12 protein-coding genes are annotated in these 23,752 nt (G+C 44.5%); 5 read left to right on the top strand and 7 right to left on the bottom strand.

Features of this window, described 5'->3' with window-relative positions; all coding sequences use genetic code 11:
• Positions 1-64: 64 nt before the first annotated feature.
• The gene (msrA, locus tag LS482_RS17610) at positions 65-757 is read right to left on the bottom strand and encodes a peptide-methionine (S)-S-oxide reductase MsrA (protein ID WP_233028826.1); all 693 of its coding nucleotides are present in this window, start codon (positions 755-757) and stop codon (positions 65-67) included.
• A gap of 704 nt (positions 758-1,461) precedes the next feature.
• Between msrA and LS482_RS17605 the strand changes: the two genes are divergently transcribed.
• Complete coding sequence (locus LS482_RS17605; RefSeq protein WP_233028825.1) at positions 1,462-4,440, top strand: SusC/RagA family TonB-linked outer membrane protein; 2,979 nt, start codon at positions 1,462-1,464, stop codon at positions 4,438-4,440.
• An 18-nt stretch (positions 4,441-4,458) separates the two neighbouring features.
• Entirely contained in the window at positions 4,459-6,024 is a 1,566-nt protein-coding gene (locus LS482_RS17600; RefSeq protein WP_233028824.1) for a RagB/SusD family nutrient uptake outer membrane protein, read from the top strand.
• A gap of 645 nt (positions 6,025-6,669) precedes the next feature.
• On the opposite strand, the gene LS482_RS17595 is transcribed toward LS482_RS17600, so the two are convergent.
• On the bottom strand, positions 6,670-7,212 hold the full coding sequence (locus tag LS482_RS17595; protein WP_233028823.1) for an RNA polymerase sigma factor: 543 nt from the start codon (positions 7,210-7,212) through the stop codon (positions 6,670-6,672).
• Positions 7,213-7,331: 119 nt separating this feature from the next.
• Here LS482_RS17595 and LS482_RS17590 point away from each other — a divergent pair, with 119 nt between their 5' ends.
• The 3 genes from LS482_RS17590 to LS482_RS17580 all read left to right on the top strand — a co-directional run bounded on the left by LS482_RS17590 (position 7,332) and on the right by LS482_RS17580 (position 13,946).
• Positions 7,332-8,477: a FecR family protein gene (locus LS482_RS17590; RefSeq protein ID WP_233028822.1), complete on the top strand. Its 1,146-nt coding sequence runs from the start codon at positions 7,332-7,334 to the stop codon at positions 8,475-8,477.
• A gap of 158 nt (positions 8,478-8,635) precedes the next feature.
• Positions 8,636-12,175 (top strand): TonB-dependent receptor, encoded by a 3,540-nt coding sequence (locus LS482_RS17585; protein WP_233028821.1) that lies wholly within the window; start codon positions 8,636-8,638, stop codon positions 12,173-12,175.
• 10 nt (positions 12,176-12,185) lie between these two features.
• Positions 12,186-13,946: a RagB/SusD family nutrient uptake outer membrane protein gene (locus LS482_RS17580; RefSeq protein ID WP_233028820.1), complete on the top strand. Its 1,761-nt coding sequence runs from the start codon at positions 12,186-12,188 to the stop codon at positions 13,944-13,946.
• Positions 13,947-14,790: 844 nt separating this feature from the next.
• Here the strand turns inward: LS482_RS17580 and trxB are convergent.
• The 5 genes from trxB to LS482_RS17555 all read right to left on the bottom strand — a co-directional run bounded on the left by trxB (position 14,791) and on the right by LS482_RS17555 (position 23,752).
• A complete protein-coding gene (trxB, locus tag LS482_RS17575) occupies positions 14,791-15,744 on the bottom strand; it encodes a thioredoxin-disulfide reductase (RefSeq protein ID WP_233028819.1) in 954 nt (317 codons plus the stop codon).
• Positions 15,745-15,780: 36 nt separating this feature from the next.
• On the bottom strand, positions 15,781-17,241 hold the full coding sequence (locus tag LS482_RS17570; protein ID WP_233028818.1) for an aminotransferase class V-fold PLP-dependent enzyme: 1,461 nt from the start codon (positions 17,239-17,241) through the stop codon (positions 15,781-15,783).
• A gap of 100 nt (positions 17,242-17,341) precedes the next feature.
• Positions 17,342-20,128, bottom strand: a complete 2,787-nt coding sequence (locus LS482_RS17565; RefSeq protein WP_233028067.1) for a M16 family metallopeptidase — start codon at positions 20,126-20,128, stop codon at positions 17,342-17,344.
• Positions 20,129-20,275: 147 nt separating this feature from the next.
• On the bottom strand, positions 20,276-21,667 hold the full coding sequence (locus tag LS482_RS17560; protein WP_233028817.1) for a TlpA family protein disulfide reductase: 1,392 nt from the start codon (positions 21,665-21,667) through the stop codon (positions 20,276-20,278).
• 111 nt (positions 21,668-21,778) lie between these two features.
• Positions 21,779-23,752: a protein-disulfide reductase DsbD family protein gene (locus LS482_RS17555; RefSeq protein WP_233028816.1), complete on the bottom strand. Its 1,974-nt coding sequence runs from the start codon at positions 23,750-23,752 to the stop codon at positions 21,779-21,781.

Genomic DNA, 23,752 nt, shown 5'->3' with positions numbered 1-23,752 from the left:
AATGATGTCAACAGAAAAACAGGCAGGACGAAACTATTTTTTATCGTGTTCATTTTATCCGGGATTATTGTTTCAGTTTGGCTTTAAAAATCTTTTTGAATTTCTCCAGCTTGGGCTGAATAACATACCGGCAGTAGGGTTCCGATTTATTCAGATCGTAATAGTCCTGGTGATAGTTCTCCGCCTTGTAAAATACGGTATAGGGAGACACTTCCGTAACGACAGGCTTATCGTAAGCCTGTTCTTCATTGAGTTTTTTAATGTAATATTCGGCTTTTTCCTTCTGTGTGGCATTATGGTAAAATATGGCCGAGCGGTATTGTGTGCCGATATCATTCCCCTGGCGGTTCAACTGCGTGGGATCATGTGCTATGAAAAAGGCCTCCAGCAATTCGTCAAAGGAAATTACGGAAGGGTCATATACGATGTTACAGGCTTCCGCATGCCCGGTAGTCCCGGTACATACCTGTTTATAAGTGGGATTAGGCACCTTACCGCCGATATAGCCGGAAATTACTTTCCGTACCCCCTCTAATTGTTCAAACTGGGTTTCCACACACCAGAAACATCCTGCCGCGAGTGTTGCCGTATCGGTTTTCTTTTCAATCAGGTCTTTCCTTGAAATGTTTGTTTCTGAGGTCACTTTCTTCCCCTCTCCTCTTTTCCCTTTTTCTGCAAATAAAAAAGCAACGGCCAGGAACAGAAACGATATCAGTGCCGTATGTTTAACAACCGGGGGGATCCTTTTTCCTTTCATAAGCATTCTTTTTGTGGTCCTGTTTTACAAAGATACGCCAAAATATAGTGGATAAAAATGTATACTATTCAATATAAACAGATTATCCTTTTTATACCTGAAATTCCAGTACATGACAAAAATTGAAATTTGATAATTCCTCTCCCGAAAGCTTTCGGGATTGTTACCCCTGCCCTAAAGGCAATGTCATCTTAGTTAAGCGTATTTACTCATTTTTTTGACCTTTTTAAGAGCTCCCTCCTTGAGGGGGGCTACCGTGTGTACATATCTCAATTTAGCAATCACCATCCTTTGAAAATGGAGTTAAATTCGTCCAATCCATTTTTTAGGGTTATTGGACCGGGTGGCCTTTCGAAGTGGTGTGCTGGGATTCTTTGGCTTCCACGATGTATAGCTTTAAGGTTTTAGGAGCAGCTTTGTCTGCCCTTTTGGGACGTTGAATCTCGACCTGTTAGTAGTAACTATATATCATAAAATTACGCATTACCAGTAAAGATAAATCTACGATCATCCCTGTCTATTCCGGCAGACAGGTGTAAAATCTGCAGAAGGAAATTTTTGCCCTCATATTTTCTAAGTATCTCTTTTTCAATAATAAATCAGGACAGCACAGGATGCGATAATCATCAAACAAAACTAATTTTAGGTTGAAATGCCATAAACACCAGCCTGATAAATGCAATTAACGAACCAAAACTATTATTATGAAACACCAAAAAATCATTAAAAATGCACTTCCTGTGTGTTTTCTGCTGCTCTTTTTGGGCATCACACATGCCCAGAATGTCATTACCGGGACAGTCCGGGGGGATGACGGGGTCGAAATACCGGGAGTGAGCATCGTACAAAAAGGAACGGCCAATGGTGTGGTTTCCGATTTTGAAGGAAATTATTCCATAGAACTCGAAGAAGGAGAACAAATCCTGATCTTTTCTTTTATAGGTTTTAAAACGACTGAAGAACCCGTAAATAACAGGACTACCATTCATGTCACCCTGTCTGAAGAAACCCAACAGTTAGACGAGATCGTTGTTATAGGTTACGGAACCCAAAAAAGAAGTGACGTAACCGGAGCCATCTCTTCCATACAGGCAAGTAATATCGAAGATGCTCCACCCGTAGCCCCCGAGCAGATATTGCAGGGTAAAATTACAGGGGTAAACATTGTGCAAAATAGCGGCCAGCCCGGAGCGGCTTCCACGGTCAGGGTTCGGGGGATCAGTTCCATTTCGGCGGGAAACGACCCGCTTTATGTAGTAGATGGCGTTCCTTTACAATTCGGAAGCGCCAACAATTACGTGCAATTGGGGCCACAAAACGGTACCTCGGCATTGTCGGATGAATCGCCAAACCCGCTGAATGTCATTAACCCGGCGGATATTGAAAGTATCGACGTTCTAAAAGACGCTTCCGCAACGGCGATCTACGGGTCCAGGGGGGCAAATGGCGTGATCATTATCACAACAAAAGGTAAAAAAGGAATAGACGAAAATGTTACGTATGACACCTACGCCGGAGTCGGCCATATAAGAAAGTTTCTCCCTGTTTTATCCGCCGGTCAATTCAGAGATTATGCAAATAGCCTGGGGCTCCCCTACTCTGACCTTGGAGCAAATACCAACTGGCAAAAGGAGATCTTCAGGGCCGCTTTTTCTCAGAATCACAACCTGTCCTTTGCCGGCGGTTCACCAACGAGCAAATTCCGCGCTTCTTTCGGCTATTCCGAACAAGAAGGTATTCTGCTTTCTTCCGCATTAAAAAAATATACGGGGCGGTTAAACGGGTCGCATGATGCGCTGGACGGCAAATTAAAGATCGGAGTCCATATGTCCTATGCAAAATTAGATGATGACAAGGTTGCCATCTCCTCCAACATTAATAACGAAGGAGGGAATATCCTCAAAGACGCTTTGAGATGGGCTCCCACGCTGCCAGTCAGAAATCCCGATGGCAGTTACTATCAGATCGGGGAACTACGCATCAATCCCGTGTCCTGGGTCGATGTGGAGGATGAAAGCGAAACCGATTTCTTTTTGGGAAATACAAATCTGACTTTTCAAATTATAGAACCACTGTCCTTTACTGTAAATATGGGATACTCCAATGAACAGGTAAACCGGTTCACCAATGCCCCGGATTCCCATCCTTCTGCTGCCTCCGAAGGCGGAAGGGCGTCTGTAAGTAAATTTAAGAACACTACTACCCTTATAGAAACTACACTGACTTATGACGAACAATTCGGGGAAGCCCATCATTTGACGTTTTTAGCCGGGTATTCCTTCCAGCGGTTTCAGAATGAAAATACCTTTACCATGGCCAATCAGTTCGTGTCCTCGGTTACGAAATGGAATCTTATACAGTCCGGTAATATCCTGGCTAATACTTCTTTCAAAGACGCCAACAGGCTGGCCTCTTACTATGGAAGACTGAACTATAAGTTCCGGGATAAATATTTGCTGACACTGACACTGCGAAGAGACGGATCCAGCCGGTTCGGGGAAAACAACCGCTGGGGGACTTTTCCTTCCGGAGCATTTGCTTATAATATGACTAATGAAAAATTTCTGGACAACTCAAAAGTAAGTAACCTGAAATTTCGATTGGGCTATGGAATAACCGGTAACCAGGAGATCCCCAATAACCTCTACAGGGAGCAACTCTCCATTGACGGTTCCAGCGTGTATGTTTTCGGAGGACAGGCCATCCCCAGCGTACTCCCTACCAACTATGCCAATCCGGATTTAAAATGGGAACAGACCAGCCAACTGAATATCGGACTGGATTTTGGGTTCTTTAATCAAAGATTGTACGGTTCTGTAGATTATTATATCAAAAAAACCGATGATCTGCTCCTGGAATTCTCCACGGCTGCCCCTTCGGTTGTCCAGTCGCAATGGGCAAATGTGGGCGAGGTAGAAAACAAGGGATGGGAGTTTAACCTGGACGCCGATATTATTGACAACACGGATTTCCGGTGGCACACCAACCTCAATTTTTCAGCGAACAAAAATGAAGTAAAAAACCTGTCTAACGAAAACTTTCAACGCGATGAGATCCGGATCTCAGACGGATCGGGAGTAGTACTCAATAAGGTGGGAATACAGTTGATACGCCCCGGCCTCCCCCTGGGTTCTTTTTACGGGCGAAAATTTACCGGCCTGGACGCAAACGGCATGGAAACTTTTCTGGATGTCGATGGCGAAGAAGGTGACGACCTGGTCCTTATCGGAAATCCCAATCCGGATTTTACTTTTGGCATTAACCAGACGATCAATTATAAAAGGTTTGACGTTTCTCTGAATATGCGCGGAGTAGTAGGAAACGAGATATTCAACAACACCGGCGCCGAGTTTTCTTATCCTCAGCAGGCCCCTGCGCTCAATGTCCTGGAGTCCGCCCTCACCAATGGTACCAGCAGGGAAACCAGTGCGCAGTTTTCTTCGAGATGGCTGGAAGATGGAAGTTATCTGAGGATAGACAATCTCAGTATCGGATATTCCTTTAATACGGAAAACACCTCATTCTTAAAGAAAGCCCGTATATACATTTCAGGCAAGAACCTCTTTGTGATTACCGGTTATTCCGGTTATGACCCCGAAGTGAGGACTACCGCAGTGGGAATTGATTATCTGGCCTATCCGAGACCAACAACCTATGTTTTAGGTGGTAGTGTTACTTTTTAGAACCAACATAAAGACTCAATGATGAAAACTATAAAATTCAAAAAAAGCATAATCAAAAGCATGGTCATCATGGTATTACTCCTTAACGGCTGTAGCTTAGACGAGGATACATACTCCATATATACCCCAGATACATTCTATTCTAACGAATATCAGGTATTATCCGCTTTATCGGGAGTTTACAGGGCCTTCGCAGGGATCACCGGTATGGGCCCCGAATACAGGACATTAGAACTTCCGGCAGACCAGGTTGTCGTTCAGCAAAAGATCCAGGGCTGGTGGGGAGGAGACTCCTTCTGGCAGTTAATGGAACACACCTGGGAGCCGGACCACGCCTACATATCCTCTACCTGGGATACTTTTTTCCAAACCGTGGGGCAAACCAATGGCCTGCTGAGTTCATTAGAAGAATCTCCCCTGGATATCTCCGGGCCAAAAGCCGAATTAAGAGCACTAAGGGCCTATGCCTACTTTTACCTGATGGACCTGTTCGGTAACGTTCCCATCTTTACCGGAGCCAAGGTAGACCCACTGGACCTTCCCGAACAAAACACAAGGACCGAGGTTTTTGAATTTGTCACTGCGGAACTGGAAGACGCCCTGAAAGACCTGCCTACCAAAACAGAAGCCGGAAGCAGTTATTACGGCAGGTTGACCAAAGAAGCTGCCTATGCCCTTCTGGCCACCATATACCTGAATGCCGAAGTCTACACCGGGAATGCACAATATCAAAAGGCACAGGAATACGCCGACCTGGTGATCAATTCCGGATCGTATTCTTTGCTCCCTAACTATTTTGACAACTTTGCCCCGGACAATCAAAATAACAATGAAGTTGTTTTCGGAGCGGTATATAACCCCGATATCACAGGGGGCATCGGCCATCCGTTCGTACAAAAAGTCCTTCCGGGAATCTCCGGAGGGTTATTCGGATTGCCGTATACACCGCAAAACGGATTTGCCACCCGTCCGTCGGTTGTAGAAAAATACGAAGATCAGGACATAAGAAAATCCATGTTCATTACCTATGGCCCGCTAAAAGACCCGCGTAATGACGAACCCGTAATGGTAGAGAGAGTTGTCCCGGACAATAACTCCGCTTTATACGTAGAAGGCGTTTCCACCGAAGGTCCGGTACCTTATGAGATCGTTCCCGCCACAGGTATCAGGAGCCAGCCGATGAATGCAGGGATCAAATGGATCAAATGGCAGATCGATCCCAATACCGTGGGAGGCAGTGCCGGAAATGATGTCGCTTTTTTCCGGTATGCAGATATTCTCCTGATCAAAGCAGAGGCCCTGGCACGGCAAGGAGATTTCGGAGCCGCTTTACCCCTGGTAAACCAGATCCGGGAAAGGAGTAACGCCTCCGCGTTATTGACGCTGTCCTTAGAGGACATCCTTGATGAAAGAGGAAGGGAACTGGTATTTGAGATGGGACGAAGAAGAGACCTGATCCGATTCGGAAAATACGGAGATGCCTGGGAATGGAAAAACCCTTCGGAAGATTTCAGAAATATATTCCCGATTCCCCAGTCCGCATTAAATGCAAACCCGAAATTGCGGCAGAATCCCGGATATTAACTTTAATACCCGTTCGGTTTATTTATAGTACTGACCATTTCACAAGGTATCATTTTCGCCCAAAATAAAAATGAGGAGCCCCAGTATCCTTATTTTTATCGCGGATGATACCGCGTGAAATGATATAGGCGGCCACGGTTCCGATATCCGTTCGCCAAACATCGGCTACCCGAAGAAAATTTGAAAGGTGCATCAGTTTACCCGGTACCATAGAAGCTAATGACCAGGCTTTACCGAATTCGGACAAATCATTTTTAATCAAATAATTAACACAATCCAAAAGGCAAACTGCAGCTCCGGCCAGTAAATTACCGTTTCACATACCGAAAGCCTTCCTCACACGTCAAGGTGCACCTTTCCCCCTATGTGCGATTGATATAATGTTTGCTCGCCAAAAACACAACATCCCTATTGCCAAAGTAACACGAGAAGGTTAACAGGCCAGCTAAACTCATTAACACACTTATGTGGACATCATCTGACTTGAATTCCTTTTTGATAAAACGATTAACATATTTTTTGATGGCATTATAATTCTTTCTTGTTCAACCTTTACAAAGTGCATTGTGAAAAACGGTTAAGGAATATCCTTTAACATATATCTTTACTTTTATTTAACTTCTCAAAAATGTGTAACAGCTTGTATTATTCATTTTTTCCCCGCTCAAACCCTTCTCTTATTTTTATATAAGCGATCCGCATTTGCGATTCCACTGTTTTGACGGAAATATTCAATAAAACCGCAATGTCTTTATATTTCTTACCGTCCTTTTTATTTAGCAAGAGGATTTTCCGGCACTTCACTGGCAGGGCGTCAATAATTTCCTGTAATCGTTTCTGGCGGTCATCATCCTGATCCTCTTCTTTGGATATTATTTTTTGCAGCGCGTCGTATTTAAATTCTTCCAATACCTTTTTCCTGAACTTCTCTTTGTGATATTGATTGATATAGAGGTTATATGCAACTTTAAACAGGTAAGGCCTGAGTGATGATTTTTCCCGGAGTTTTTTCCTTTTTTCCCAAAGGGTTATAAAACTATTCTGGGCAATATCCTTAGCCTTTGCCTCGTCGCCCGTAAGTGTCAATACATAGGCTACCACTGACGGATAGAGTTCTTCAAACACTATTTTAAATATGGCGTGGTCCCCTTTTTTTAATTTATTGACTATACCTGTTTCGTTATTCATTCGGATACCAAAAAATCAATTCAAAATGTGAACGTTAACAAATATCAAAAAAAATCAATAATCTTTTAAGGGTTTTTACATATTGACTTGTTATACGGATGTAATCGGTGTTTTTTTATATGATTTTATCAAAAGAACTTGTAATAAAATATTTATCCGGGCAGATTACGGAGAAAGAGCTATTGGTCCTTGAATCGCTCCTGGCCGATGCTGCCAACCGGGAAGAATTCAGAAAATACGCGGAAGATCATTATTTGGTAAACAAAACGTTAACTTCCCTCGATCTGGAAAAAGAATACACTGCTATATTTCACCGGATCAACATTAAAAAGAAACAAAGAATACAGGTTTTTTACAGGATTGCGGCTATACTGGTTATCGTTCTCGGCGTAGGGCTTTACATGAAATTATCCGTACTTTCCCCAACCGATGTCTCCCCGGATACAATAACCATTAAATTAAATGACGGCAAAATAAAAAAGCTTTCGGAAGAAGGAGTTTCGAATATACTGGACAAAGAAGGCAATACCATTGCCCGGCATAACGGCAATACTATTAATTACCGGTACCGGAGTGATGATTCCACCTCTCCCAAAAAAGCAGTGTACAACGAATTATCCGTTCCTTTTGGCAAAAAATTTCGCCTGTTGCTGGAAGATGGAACCAAAGTAAGTCTCAATGCAGGTTCCCGGCTTAAATTTCCCGTTGCCTTCCTCGAAAACGGGCCACGTGAAGTTTTTCTGGAGGGCGAGGCTTTTTTCGATGTGGCCAAAGACAGGCAACGCCCTTTTATGGTCAATAGCAACGGATTTCATGTCCGGGTCCTTGGTACAAAATTCAATGTAAATTCCTATACGGAAGATAAAAGTGTAAGTACTGTTTTGGTAGAGGGCTCGGTAGGACTCTATTCCGATTCGGAGAATGATCTCCCGAAAGATAACATGATTAAACTCTCTCCCGGGGAGTTAGCTGTTTACAATAGAAATGACAGAAGTCTTCAGGTAAAGGATGTTGATACCGCCGAATATATTGCATGGGTTGATGGAGTCCTCCTGTTTAAGATCCGTCCTTTTTCGGAGATTATCAGGGTGCTGGAAAGGCATTACAACGTACAAATTACCAACAGGTACAAGGAGCTGGGAAACAAACGTTTTTTTGCAAGGTTTGATGTAGAGAGCATTGAAGAGGTGCTCCGGTCTTTCCAGGGGAGTGAACCCTTTTCCTATCAGATTAACGGAGATAACATCATAATTGACAAACCATAAAAACCAATCATCATGAAAGCATTATACATCACCTGAGTTAGTTATATTTCAACCCGACCAGTCATCACTCCTGTAAAAAGATCAGGAAATGCGCCAACACTTCCCGATCTGTGAGTTATGACATAGTAATCATTAACCCGATAAAACTTTACTAAAGTATGAAATTATTATTAAAGAGGGAGCTCTGCGGGCTTCCCCTGTTTAAATTATCGCTAAAGATACGACTCGCCGTATTGTTCTTATTCGCCATATTACTGAATATTCATGCCAGTAATTATTCCCAGAACACAAAAATCTCACTCGATTTTGAAAACGCTCGGGTGATGACCGTTCTCCGGGCCATTGAATCTAAAAGTGATTTCAAGTTCCTCGGCAATGCAGAGGTTATAGAAAATTATCCGCCGGTATCCATAAAGGTTAAAAAGAAAGATATTTTTGAGATCCTGGATATACTTTTCAAGAACACAACAGTAACCTATACTGTTATCGACAAACAGATCATATTAAAGAAGAAATCGCCTGCCGCTGAAGATCCTGTTCCGGAGCGCAAACAGGAGGAAAGGCAAGACGAAGGACAGGAAGAGCCAGTTACAGGAACAGTGATCGACGCGGATACGGGAACCCCGGTACCAGGAGTAAATGTTGTTGTTAAAAATACCACTGTTGGGGTTATCTCGGATTTTGACGGAAACTATTCCATTCAGGCACCACCCGACGGGGTGTTGATTTTCAGCTACATGGGTTATACCACCCAGGAAATTCCTGTTCAGGGTCGTTCTGTTATAAACATTACATTAAAAACAGCACTTTCCGCCCTGGATGAAGTGGTTGTGGTAGGTTACGGAACACAAAAGAAAGTGAATATTACAGGAGCCATAACTTCTGTAAAAACAGAAGAATTAAATCAGGTGCCAACGAGTAATTTATCCAATACCCTGGCCGGTCGCGCTCCCGGTGTGAATATAACGAACACTTCCGGTCTGTCGGGGGCATCTTCGAGTATTAGAATTCGGGGGGGCTTCGGGGAGCCGTTGTTCGTCATTGACGGTATTGTCAGGGACAAGGATGCTTTTGATGCTCTTAATGCGAACGAAGTGGCACAACTGAGCTTTTTAAAGGATGCTGCTACTGCTTCCATATACGGGTCCAGGGCCGGTAACGGAGTGGTACTCGTTACCACCAAAAAAGGCCGCAAGCAAAAGCCGGTTTTTAATTTTCAAACCTCGTATTCCTCATCGTCCCCTACGCAGACTCTTCTTTCCGACCTGACCACAGCTACCGATGAACTGATCTACCAGAACCGTGTCGCGGAATTCAACGGTACCACACCGCCTAACGGACCTACGGAGTTCGATTATTTCAAGGACAGGAATTATAATGTCAATGATATGATCTGGAGAAACCCTTCGAGTCTTGACTATACCATGAGTGTGAACGGGGGAGGTGAAACCATCACCTATTACACCCTGGCCAGCTATCGCGGGCAAGAGGGCTCCTTCAAAGGGCTCGATTACAAAAAGTTTAACCTCCGGTCAAATGTTTCGGCCAAACTTTCGGAAAGTATTACTTTGGATGTAAACCTTGCGGCAAGCCAGCAAAATCACGACCGGTTTTACTGGCCGTTTTCTGAAGATGACGATTATGACGTTTCCGATCTTTACCGGGTTACTTTTAACTGGCCGAAGACCTATCCGTTTTACACCGAAGCCGATGGTACGCCAAGTAATCAGGTTACCGATTACCCTGTACAGACGCCTATGGGGAGCTGGCTGGCCTGGAGTGTGATTGATCAGATCGTCGGAAACCGGTATATAAGGACCAGAAAGCGACAACTGAGTTCTTTAGTCTCTCTGAATATTGATCTGGGCAATTATATACCGGGACTATCCACGAAATTTGTAGGAAGTTATCTGGCGAAGGATTATATGCGTAAACATTTTCTGACCTTTCAGGAAAATTATGTTTTCAATCAGGCCGACCCTAATGGTAACCGGTTTATTCCCGGGCCCCCGGACCCCAATAAAACCAATACCTTTACCTTTAGTCAAAACCAGGAATTTTTAAGTTATGACATCAATACGGCCTGGGAATACCAGGTCAACTGGTTCCTTAATTACGAGAACAGATTCGGAAAACACGGAATCAAGGCCATGGCAGTATTCGAACAGGCCGAAAACGGTTTGTACGGGGCGTATGCCAAGGCGGAAGATCCCGTGACCGATTATGACCAGGATTTTGTGTATTCGAACGATGCGGAAAGAAGATATGGTGAAGGATACGAAGAGATAGGAGCCAGGCAGTCGATCATAGGGCGTGTCAATTACGAATTCGACGAGCGGTATATTGCCGAGTTTTCGTTCAGGTATGACGGGAACACTCTCTTTCCGAAAAATAAACGTTGGGGGTTTTTTCCTTCCTTTTCAGCTGCCTGGAGAATTTCGGAAGAGTCCTTTATGGCAGAGACCGACTGGTTAGACGAACTCAAACTAAGGATCTCTTACGGAACAACCGGGAATGATCTGGATGTAGATAACGAAAGGATCTCTCCTTTTTCATTTGTCAATACTTATAATAATACCGGCAGTTACATCTTCGGGACCGACCTCTACCGGGGTATCGGGCCTGGCGCTACACCCAACCCTAACCTGACCTGGGCTACGTCTACCACCTATAATGCCGGTGTGAATTTTGAGATCCTGGACAGGAAGATCGTTGGATCCATAGACATTTTCAAAAAAAAAGAAGTCGATATTTTAGGTTCGAGATTGGTTACACTACCCGCCAACTATGGCCGACCTCTGGCTCCGGAAAATTATGCTGAAAGATCCTGGCGCGGTGGCGAACTTTCACTGATGTGGCGCGATTACTCGGAAGATGGCAAATTTAAATACTCGGTATACGGAAATATAGGTTATGCCAGGGATCAATGGGATAAGATCGATCAGGATCCGATTTTTGAACCGGGAGGGCTTAGAGCATCCGAATCGAAAATAGGACAACCCATTGACCGTATCTTCGGTTTAAAATCGTTGGGGATCATACGTACACAAGAACAGCTGGATGAACTATTGGCCCAAGGGTTTACCCAATATGGCAGAGACCCCTACTTAGGAGGGCTTTATTTTGAAGATATCCGTGGCGATGGCTATTCTCCGGGCCCTGATGGTAAAATAGACGGTAATGATTTTCAGCTGCTTTCTAAAAATGCGATCCCAAGAGTTAACTATGGGTTTGGCTTTAACCTGGGTTGGGGAAATATCACATTAGATGCCCATTTTCAGGGCGTCACCAATTACGATCGTATCATAAGCAATCAGGAAGGGGCAGGTATGAGGCAACACGGTGGAACCGTTCGTCCCTACTACCCGATTTGGGCAGATGATGTGTGGACACCTGAAAACCCCGATGCTAAATACCCTCGCGTTGTCGGGCAGAATTGGTACGAGTCCGGAACAGGCGCTACATCTTTCTGGATTCACAACGGGGCTTATCTGAGATTGAAGAATTTAAACATAGGATATAGCTTGCCGAAAGAAATACTGGAAAGCATAGGGGTATCGAGTGTACAATTATTTTTCAACGGCACCAATCTGTTTGCCATTTCGGAGATTAAGGAGTTTCACGACCCCGAACAAAAAAATTACGATTCCTATCCTGTTATGAAAACATATTCCCTCGGAATGAACTTTAAATTTTAATGGATCAAAAATGAAAAAACTAATATACATATTCGGACTTTTTATTTTTCTGTCGGGCTGCTCTGATGTTCTCGACATAGAGAATATTGACAGCTACAGCCCGGATGCTGTCTGGAACGACGAAAATCTCGCCAATGCTTACATGGCCAATTTGTATCCCATGTTCGGGAACTGGGATTCCGGGGCCGACAGACTGAGTCAACAACTGGCAAGAATAGAATGGTATCCGGATAGGGTAACCATTTCAAATGAAAATTTTAAAAGCTGGGATTACTCGAGGATCCGGCTCATAAACCAGGCGATTATTGACGTTAAAAACGGAACGCTTCCACAGGAGGTAAAAGACGGTATTACCGGCCAGGCACTTTTTATGCGGGCCTACGCCTATTTTAACATGGTTAAGTACCACGGAGGCGTCCCTTATATTACCATACCACAGGACCGGTATGAAGACGATTTGAATGCGCCCAGGAATTCTACCGAAGAATGCTTTGATTTTATAGAAGAAGACCTCGACAGCGCTATTGAGCTCCTACCTCAGCATATTGTTCCCGCATCAGGCGATTACGGAAAAATTGATGGAAATTTTGCACTGGCTTTTAAAGCCAAAGTACTGCTCTATAAGGCTTCTCCGCAATTCAATCCTTCCCAGCCATGGAATAACCCTTATTGGCAGGAGGCGAACGCGGTGAATAAAGAGGCCTATGAATCGTTGTTAGGTCAGGGATATGGCCTTGTAGAGGATTATTCGGATATCGCTTTGGAAGAACGAAACAAAGAAGTGGTATTCTCGGTTATTAATACCTATCCTAACAAAACCGCTGCCTGGGATCATGGCGTACGTCCCGGCTCGGAAAGCCGGGGTGCGGCAAGTGCTTGTCCTACCTGGCAATTTGTTAAAGAATTTCCTATGAAAGACGGTAGGCTCTACAATGATCCTTTAAGCGCTTATACCATGTCAGACGAGGAGTTTTTGCAGAATTACTGGAAAAATCGGGATCCCAGATTTGATAAATCTGTTGTCTGGAACGGAAAGCTATATGAGGTTTCCGGAAAGACAGGAAAAAGACAGTATACCGCATTGGGAATTGCCCATGAGCTGGACGATTTCGGGATCAACCCGAATGCGAATATAAATTCATCCAATTTAAATCGATATACCGGTTTCTTTATCTTAAAGAACAGCCTTCTCCATTTAACCCAGGCCGAAGTACAGCAGTACGATCTGGATTTTGTACTCATGCGCTTTGCCGAAGTCATGTTGAACTATGCTGAAACAGCCAATGAAACAGGTGATTCGGGAACAGCCTTGGCTATTCTTAAACAGATCCGGGAAAGAGCCGGTATTGAGCCCGGTGTTGATGGGAACTATGGAATTACTGCCAGTAACAGAGAAGAAGTAAGAGAAGCCATATTGGCGGAAAGAAACATAGAATTTTGTTTTGAAGGCCATCGTTTTTGGGACCTGAGAAGGTTACGCCTGTTGGACCGTCTTGACGGAACCATAAAAGAAGGTGTTGAGGCCATTGCTATCGAACCGGATCAAAGTGAAATGGAAATCGGAAAAGCAAGGGAACTTGCGGATAATTATGAACTTGTGGAAGAGGACTTTAAGTACTCTACCTTGCAGGTTCCCCGTTCGGGAGTACAACAAAGTACGCTTCCCGAGAACTACTATTTCTTCCCTGTTCAAAAGGATGTTTTGGACAGAAATCCGGAATTGGAACAAAATGTAGGTTGGGGCGGCTCTTTTGATCCGACCCTGCACTAAGTTTTAAGCTTTTGTGATTTAGACCTTCTGCAATTGTCCGGTATTAATCCAGATATACGGAGGATCAAAAAGGTCCTTCAGATGTAACCCCATTTAATCAAAATTAAGTATAGAAACTCTGGTGATATATAACAAAATCACCAGAGTTTTTTCTTTTTTGAGTATCGCCCTGTTGCTTTTAAAAGCATTTAGGGTGCAGTTCGGAAGAGGTGAAAATACGGTGTTTTTCCTGTTTAGACTATCCGGAGTTTTTGCCTGGTCTATAACTTTCAGGAATAATCCGTCAAACCGCCACTAAAACCTCTTAAAGATGCAACAATCTGAAGAACAAACATTCACCGATTTGTTCACCAGATGGGATGAATTCAGGTGAATTCAAACGATATTAAATGCTATGACTAAAAACAATAAGCATTGAAAATCAATAGATTAACAATGCTTTTGATACTGAAAAGTCGGGGTGGCAGAATTTGAATACACCCTACATATCGTTAAAAATCAGTTGTTTACATTTTACTTTTTCAAATAGGACACCGATTAGGGCACCTATAACGGCTTTTCTGGCTTTCTGTATTACAATGTACTTATTTGAATAAAGATAATATTTTTAGAAATTCAAAACAATAATAATGCTGGGGTAGCCCAATTAAATTATCACTTATTAGTAAGTATTTAAAACACGGGGCTCTTTCACCCCGTGTTTATCTCAAAAGAAACCGGTAGCTAACTCAAATAACCAACCTTTGATAAAGTGACATGAGAACAAAAGTTGCGTAAAGTTTCTTCTGATGACATCAGTATTACCCTAATACTAACAAAAACTGAAAAAATTATTTTGAAACCGCTACTCCATCGCAGCAGCTTCAACCGATGCCAGGTAGCGTTCCGCTTCCAACGCAGCCATACACCCGGTCCCAGCAGCGGTTATGGCCTGCCGGTACACGTGGTCTGCCGCATCTCCACACACAAAAACACCTTCTGCACTGGTCTGTGCCGTGCCCGGGACGTTGATAATATATCCGGTTTCATCCAGGCGGATATGGCCTTTAAAGATATCTGTGTTCGGTTGGTGCCCTATCGCTACGAAAAACCCTGTGGCAGGGATGTCTGTGGTTCTTCCGGAGATATTGTTTTTTACACGTACTCCTGTCACCAGTTGCCCGTCTCCCAGTATCTCTTCCGTTTCCGTATTGAACAGGATCTCAATGTTTTTTGTTTTGCGGACCCTAGCTTCCATAATGTTGGAGGCCCGGAATTCATCACGCCTGACCAGCATGGTGACTTTCTTACACAATTTTGACAGGTAATGGGCTTCTTCACAGGCTGAATCTCCCGCCCCGACAATGACCACCTCCTGGTTGCGGTAGAAAAAACCGTCACATACCGCACAGGCCGAAACACCACCTCCTGACCGGAGGTACTTTTGCTCCGAGGGTAACCCCAGGTACCTGGCCGAGGCTCCCGTGGCTATAATTACGGTTTCACAATGGAGTTCTATCGTATCGTTGATCCATACCTTATGCACGGGGCCAGTAAAATCCACTTGGGTCGCCCAGCCGTCCCTGATGTCTGCTCCGAAACGTTCAGCCTGTTGCTGTAACTGGACCATCATTTCACGGCCTATTATACCCTCCGGGTAACCAGGAAAATTTTCTACGTCATTGGTTGTTGTTAATTGCCCTCCCGGTTGGGTACCCTGGTATAAAACAGGGTTCATTCCTGCCCGTGAAGCATAAATGGCTGCCGTATAGCCCGCAGGCCCCGCCCCTATGATAAGGCACTTTATATCTTCTTTCATATTATGTTCAGTGTTTAAATCTGTCCGATCAAAAAATTACAGTTCAAAAAATTCTTCCTCTTTCGAATGCGCAGGGGTATCGCGGATATATTCGAATTCATTATTCGAAGGGTTGTACCTGTAATCCTTTTGCCATTCATCCTTATGCCGGATGATCTCTTTGATGGCCCCGGTGATATACCGGATGTCGTCCGTATTCATAGTGGGATGAATAGAAATGCGGACCCAACCGGGTTTATCACTCAAATTCCCCTGATCGATTTGACCTGTGATAGAGGAAGATACAGCCTTGTCCAATCCGAACAGGTAATGAGCATAGGTACTGGCACAGGACCACCCGCCCCGGACCTGGATGCCGAAACGGTCATTGAGCAGGCGCACCACCAGATTATAGTGGATTCCTTCAATATTAAAGGACACGCATCCGATACGTTTTGCAGTACAACCGTCCATATATTTGATTTGAGGTACATCTTCCAGTTCCCTGTAAAACTGTTGAAGCAGCTTTTCTTCCTGTAAGGCCATCAGGTCAGGATCCATCTTTTCCTTGAGCTTTATGGCCAATGCTGTCCTTATGGTCTGTATTATTCCCGGGGTTCCACCGTCTTCCCGTGTTTCGATATCTTCAAAATACGAGTGTCCTCCCCAAGGGTCGGTCCATTTTACATTACCTCCACCGGAACGATCGGGAACCTCATTTCTGTAGAGCTTTTTATTGAAAATCAGCACACCACAGGCTCCGGGTCCACCCAGGAACTTGTGGGGAGAAAAGAAAATGGCATCTAGTCGTCCGGCTTCATTTGCCGGGTGCATATTGATCGGCACATAAGGCGCTGAGGCCGCAAAATCCAGAAAACACAACCCACCATAGGTATGCATTGTTTGAGTCCATTTTTTGTAATCCACGATCTCCCCGGTGACATTGGAACAGGCCGTAAACGAACCTATTTTCAGTTTACGGTCCTTATATTTCTCCAATAATTTCTCCAGGTGTGATAAATCCGGTTTCAGATGTTTATCCGGGGGAACAACCTCTACATCCGCATGGGTTTCCAGCCATGGCACATGATTGGAGTGGTGTTCCATATGCGTGATAAACACCACAGGTTTATCCCCTGGATTCCGGTACCGGTATTTCCGAAGCCCCATGATCCGTTGCAGGCAGGCCAGTGCCCCCGTCATCCCGGAACCTGTGGTAACCAGCACATCATCTTCACCGGCATTAACATGCTTCTTTATGACGTTGCGGGCTTCACGGTACAGGTCAGTGGTGATCTTCCCTGTCTCACTGGAAAAGGAATGGGTGTTGGCCAGATACGGACCCAGCTTATCTTTTATTTTATCCTCGATCGGACCGTACAACCTTCCGGTGGCGATCCAGTCGGCATACAATACTTTCTGCTCCCCGTACGGCGATTGAAAACTACACTGATTTCCTATAATATGATTTCGAAAAGTCTTAAAATGTTGCTCTAAATCCACTGGTCTGTTATCCAATTTCTCCTTTATTAAGTTTGTTTTTACATTTTACTTTTCCCCAGCAATACGAATCGCAGTTGAATTTTTTCCAACGATAATATGCGTTTTACAATAAATATCAGGTCCCGGGTACCAGCACCCCTTCAACGATATCGGCATTGTCCAACAGGGTACGGGCGGTCTCCTTGATATCATCCGGGCTTATACCGTTTACAGCCTCAATATACTCCTCAAGGGTATGGATCTGCCTCCCGTAAAAAACATTGGAGGTTAAAACATTCATCCAGTACTCATTATTATCCACCGCTTCCTTACGGGCTTTGATCATCGATTCCCTGACCTCCCTGAAATCATCGACATCCACGGTTTCCGAAAGTTGGCCTGCCTGGTCATAGACCACCTGTACCAGCTTATCCACCATACCGGGGTTACAATCGAAACCTACTGACATGGAGTATTCCGCCTTCGGGATATCGTTTAACGACGCCCGGGCCCCTACGCCATAACTTCCGCCTTCTTCCTCCCGGATCACATCGTGGCAACGCTTCTGCAACAACTGCCCTGCCATATTAACCTTTAGCCTGTTTTTAAAATTGTAGGCCATATCTCCCTTAAAAACAATGCTCACCGTGGCCTGCGGGGTTTCCATGGCTTCAACCACTTTTACTACAGTCTTTCCTTTTGCGGGTTTATAATCATGATCCACATACCGTTCGGTCCTGTTTTCCGGTTTTATGTTACCGATATATTTTTGGGCCAGCTTTAACAGTTGCTTTTCATCGATGTCCCCCACAAATACAAAGGTGAAGTCATCGATATCCCGGAACCGGTCGGTATAGGCCGTTTTTATGTTCTCCAGTGCAATCCGGTCCAGGAATTCACGGTTGAACACCAGGGTCCTTTCATGATGGGCCGTCAGGGCCAGGGATACGGAATCCTGTAAGATGCTCTTTTTATATTTCTGTTTGCGTTCAAGGTTCTTGGCAAAGCGTTCCATGGCCAGATCATAGGCTTCTTCTTCAAACCTGGGGGCTTCGAAACTCAGGTATATCTTTTGGAACAACACCTCGATATCGGATTTCGTACTGTTCCCGGACAGGGTTTCTGACAATTCACTGATGTTAAGTTCCAGGGAGGTGTCCGTACCGGCCAGTTTTTTGTCCAGTGCGATCTTATCGAATGCCCCAAGTCCTGATTCAGAGGCCACATAGGTGGCTACATCCGCAGAAGGCAGAAGGTCTTTATCGAGCAGGGAGCTTCCCCCGGGGCTATAGGCTTTCATATAGATCTTGTCCTTATCATACGGAGTCGGGAAAATAACGACCCGTGCCCCATTGGCCAGCTTGTATTTCCGGGCATCGAGCCCGCTTATCTCCGAAGTCTTTATTACAGGCTCTTCCTTAAGAGCTGTTGCTATTAAAGGGGTATTGTCTGTGTCGTCTGTGTACGGGGCCAGGTCACGGGCATTGACGGCTTTAAACACTTTTACGAATTTGTCTTTGTTCGGATGGGCTTTTTCGGAAGATCCCTTGATGGCCATGACGATATCTTCCTCCTTGTAAACACCGGCCATATATTCCAGGATATCCGCGTTGGTGATGGTCTCCAGGCGGTCGACCGTGTAATTCACATCCCAGTTTACATCCGGCAAAGGGGTTTGGGTAAAGAAATGCTGGTAAATCTGCTGGGCATAGGCGTCACTGCCGATCTTGTCTTTATTCTTTAAATAGGACAATTTGCTGTTTTTGATAGACAGTTTTGCCCTTTCGAGTTCGCTTTCCGTGGCTCCGTACCGTACAAAACGCAGAAGCTCGGTCAAAGCAAATTCGAAACTCTCCAGTTCTTTATCTGTTTTGGGCTGAATGTACAGGCCCAGAATATCAAGCGGCCTTACAAAGTTTGAATAGGCATAGTTCACCGATAAGGCAGGGCAGGTTTTCTCAACGGTCTGTTCCTTATACCGGTTATTCAGGATATACGAAACCACATCCTTTATCAACTTATCATCCAGGTATGGATATCCTTTTAAATCTTTGGCCTTGTTCCTTATTATAAATTCAACACCGGTAGTGCCCACTTCCTTATCCAGGGACTCGATAAAGGTAATTCCCCCGTCCAGGGTGATATCAAAGTCCTTTCGTTCAGGCAGCCCTTTTTTCAGGGGAATGGATGAAAAGACCTTTTTGATCTTCGCCTCCATAACATCCACATCGATATCCCCGACCACAATAACCGCCTGCTGGTCCGGACGGTACCACCGTTTGTAATAGTCCCGGAGTTCGTCGTATTTAAAATTGTTGACTACGGACATCAGCCCGATGGGCATGCGTTCGGCATACACAGCCCCCTTCATTACCCCTTCGGTCCATACCTTTTCCGAGACCCGGAAACCGGGGGTGTTCCGCGTTCGCCACTCTTCATTGATCACCCCTCTTTCGGCATCGATCTCCTTCTCCGTCAGGGAAAGGGAGCCCGACCAGTCGTGCAGTACCAGCAGGGTGGAATCGAGCAGTTTTTTATTGGTGACCGGAACCTTGCTGATATTGTAAACCGTCTGATCGAAGGAAGTATAGGCATTGATCTCCGAACCGAACTTTATTCCGTTCTTCTCAAGGTATTCCAGCATGCCTTTTTCCGGAAAGTGTTCCAGGCCGTTAAAGGCCATATGTTCGAGAAAATGGGCCAGTCCCCGTTGCGATTCCTTTTCCAGGACAGATCCTACGTTCTGGGCAAAATAGAAGGAGGCCCTTTCTTTGGGTTCTTCGTTGTGTTTGATGTAATAGGTCAGCCCGTTGGGCAGAACACCATGACGGATAGACGCATCGAAAGGGACTTCCTTTTTCGTCTGGGCGTTCAGGCTGACTACGGTCAGCCATAGTAAACTTATAGTTTTTAATAGTTTCATATGAATTGTATTTTTTTATTTTCCTTAAGTTCCCCGACGTCTGATATTATTTCGATGTAAAAAAGAAAAGGCATTTCACAATGCGCATTTACATACCGATACTCCCGGAATGTCCCAAATATTTTGGGCGAAACCGAAATCTCAATGCTATAGAATCGTATCTAACAATGCCTTCATTTCGGGTGATGAAGGACGGGGAGCATCGGCCGAAACTATATTTCCACGGGGATCGATCAGTACGAATCTGGGAATTCCTTCTATGCCATAATCCATAATAAACCGGGATTTCCAATCCTTATCGGTAATCAATTGTATTCCCCCGAGTTGTTCCTCTTCTATCATGGATTTCCATTTTTCACGGTCTTCCTCCTTATCAATGGAAATGCTTACAAACACTATGTTTTTATCGTGGTATTCCTTTTCCGCAGCTTTTAAATACGGAATTTCCGCCTTACACGGCCCGCACCAGGTAGCCCATATATCGATATAGACATACTTCCCCCTTAAATCTTCAAGTGAAGTGGTTCCTCCTTTGAAATTTTCATAGTTAAACCCGGGAGAAGGTTCCCCTTTTGCAAGCTTCCTTACCTTTTCATATTTTTCCCTGACCTTTTCCCTGGCCTTTTCCCCCTGTAACTCGGCCATAAAATACCGATAGGTTTCTTCCAGGTTATCCGAGACCGGTGACAAATAGTAGGTATTGCGCAACAGTAGCGCGTCCTTTATATCCCCCCTGGGGTATGTCCTGATGGTCTCCATAAATTCGGGGTGCCCGTTGCTTTCCATTCCCTGTGCCTTATTCTTACTGTACTTCTCATTCATCTCCTCTCCGAATTTATAGAACACCAGTTTTTTATATGCCGGGATATTTATAAAATCTTTCTCATTCCGAAAGTCTATATCCCTGATCCCGGTATCGAAATCTTCATCGAGATCCAAAGTATCCTTTTTAGCAAAATAATGGTGAAAAGAAGGATACCTCAGAATATGAAAAGCGTATTCATAATAATTTCCCTTTTTTTCCAGTGCGGCAAAATCTTCGGGTAGTGCAGATGCTTCTGCCAGAGAATCCAGGGTTTCCTTTTGAACATCTATTACTTTTTTGAACGCTTTTTCCTCCAGGACAAATAATTTATCCGGCTGGGAATAGTTCCATTTATCCTGTAATTCACGTTTTCGTGCCAGGTAGTTATTTGCTGTTTCAAACGTACCGGTATAGACCAGGTTTTTATGGAACTTATCCCGGTCGGTATCAGCCTTAAGGTACAGATCACCGTCTTTCTTCAAATACACGATAGTATTATTTTTCCCGATCACCAGGGAATAATACCCCGACCTTTCTATTTTTAAGGTGTCGATAAAGTTCCCGTGAGCACCCAATGCAACGTCTTTCTCATAATCATTTGCCCGTATTTTTATCACTCCCGGGACATCGTTTCCGGATATCGATCCGGACAGTATCATACCTTCCGTTTTTTGTTCGTTCTCGCAGCCCCAACAACACAACAGGACCAATGTTATTCTGAATAATTGTTTCATTTTTTTATCTTTAAGCGGTAGATCGTAACCGATTCAAAATCAATGATTTTATAATAATAGTATTCTTTGGATTTACATCAATATCCGGCCACCTTCTTTACCGGCTAAATGCTATTGTTTTTTAAAGTTTTCCAGTCCCTGTCTCAGCCACTCGTAGTATTCCTGAACATCAGGGGTATAACCTACCGGATCATTAAGGTTTTCTTCATTGTGGTCCATCAGCACATAAAAAGGTTGTGAGTTGGCCTTATATTTTATGGTCTGTAACTCACTCCATTTTTGTCCGACATATTTTAATTGCTTGCCCGGTCTTAGCTTTGATTCAACGACTTCATCATCTTCAAGTTTTCTCTTGTCATCTACATAAAGTGAAATTAAAACCACTTCATTCCGGAGTATATCCAGAATCCCCGGATCAGGCCAGACATTTTGCTCCATTTTTCTGCAATTCACACAGGCCCAGCCCGTAAAATCGATCATCACGGGTTTTCCAACTTTTCTGGCATAGGCGAGCCCTCTATCATAATCGTCAAAAGCCAGAATTTCATGGGGGGCCATTAAATGGGCACCTTCCGGCAGTCCTTCATGATCCGTTGATGCGGTTATATCGCTCTCAACTTTTGAATGACCAACACCATAGGGCGCTTCGCTATAATGCTGCGGCGGGGGAAAAGCACTTATCAGGTTCAGCGGTGCCCCCCAAAGTCCGGGAATCAGGTATATGGTGAATGCCAGTGTGAACACTCCTGTACAAAGTCTCCCGACAGAGAGCCGGGTTACGGGCGAATCATGGGGCAATTGTATTTTTCCAAAGAGATATAGAACCAGCGTTCCGAAAATAGCGATCCATATGGCCAGAAACACTTCGCGCTCCAAAAAATGGGTTTGCAGTACCAGGTCTGCCTGCGACAGAAATTTAAAGGCCAGGGCCAATTCCAGAAAACCCAGTACCACTTTTACGGTATTTAACCATCCGCCTGATCTCGGCAGGGAATTTAACCATCCGGGAAAAGCTGCAAACAGGGCAAAAGGTAAAGCAATGGCCAGGGAAAAACCCAGCATGCCCACAATGGGGGCTATACCGCCTTTTGAAGCTGCCTCCACAAGCAGGGTCCCCACTATCGGGCCGGTACAGGAGAAAGAGACAATAGCCAGGGCCAGGGCCATGAAAAATATCCCTATAAACCCGCCCCGAAGGCTTTGCGAATCTACCTTATTGGCCCAGGAACCGGGCAATACAATCTCAAAGGCTCCAAAAAAAGACATGGCAAAAATGACCAGCAGTAAAAAGAAAATGATATTGAACCATACATTGGTTGCCAGTGCGTTTAGGGCACTGGCTCCGAATATAGCGGTAACGGCTGTTCCCAACAATACATAAATAACAATAATACATATCCCGTAAACAATGGCATTTCGAATACCTCTGGCCCTGGTTTTACTTTGCTTGGTAAAAAAACTTACCGTCATGGGGATCATCGGGAATACACAAGGTGTTAACAAGGCTGCAAAACCTGACAGAAATGCTATAAAAAAAATGGTGCCCAGGCCTCTGTTCGAATCTTCCTTATCTGATGGTAGGGGCTGAACATCCGTTGTAGTGGCCTTTTTTTCCGTTCCGGCAACGGTTTCTCCGGCGCCAGAAAGGTCAAAGACCAGTTCCTCTTCAACAGGTGGCAGGCATTTTGAATCATCACAGACCATATATTCTACGAAAGCATGCACGGTAGTTCCTGTTCCCGATACTTCGACCCGCTGCGTAAACACTGCTTTGGCTTCAAAATATTTAATTTTCATCTGAAAAACGGGATCGTCAACAGTAATACCCTCTCCTTCCACGGTATTGCCAACAAACCGGAAAGCACCGTTGGCATCGTCATAAGTAAAGGTTGTGGGTACAGGACCATCTGCCGGAACATTCTGCGAATACAAATGCCACCCGGAATCTATCCGGGCTGTGGATATCAGATTGTATTCCGTACCGGAAACCCTTTCAACCGAAGTTGTCCATGTCGCAGGTTCAAAAACCTGAGCCCTTCCTGCTGCAAATGCACAAAGGAGAAAGAAAAAAATAAGTTTTTTCAT

Source organism: Sinomicrobium kalidii, from assembly GCF_021183825.1.
GTDB lineage: Bacteria > Bacteroidota > Bacteroidia > Flavobacteriales > Flavobacteriaceae > Sinomicrobium > Sinomicrobium kalidii.
Note: the sequence above shows the minus strand (reverse complement) of the source record. Positions and strands in the feature narration are given on the sequence as shown.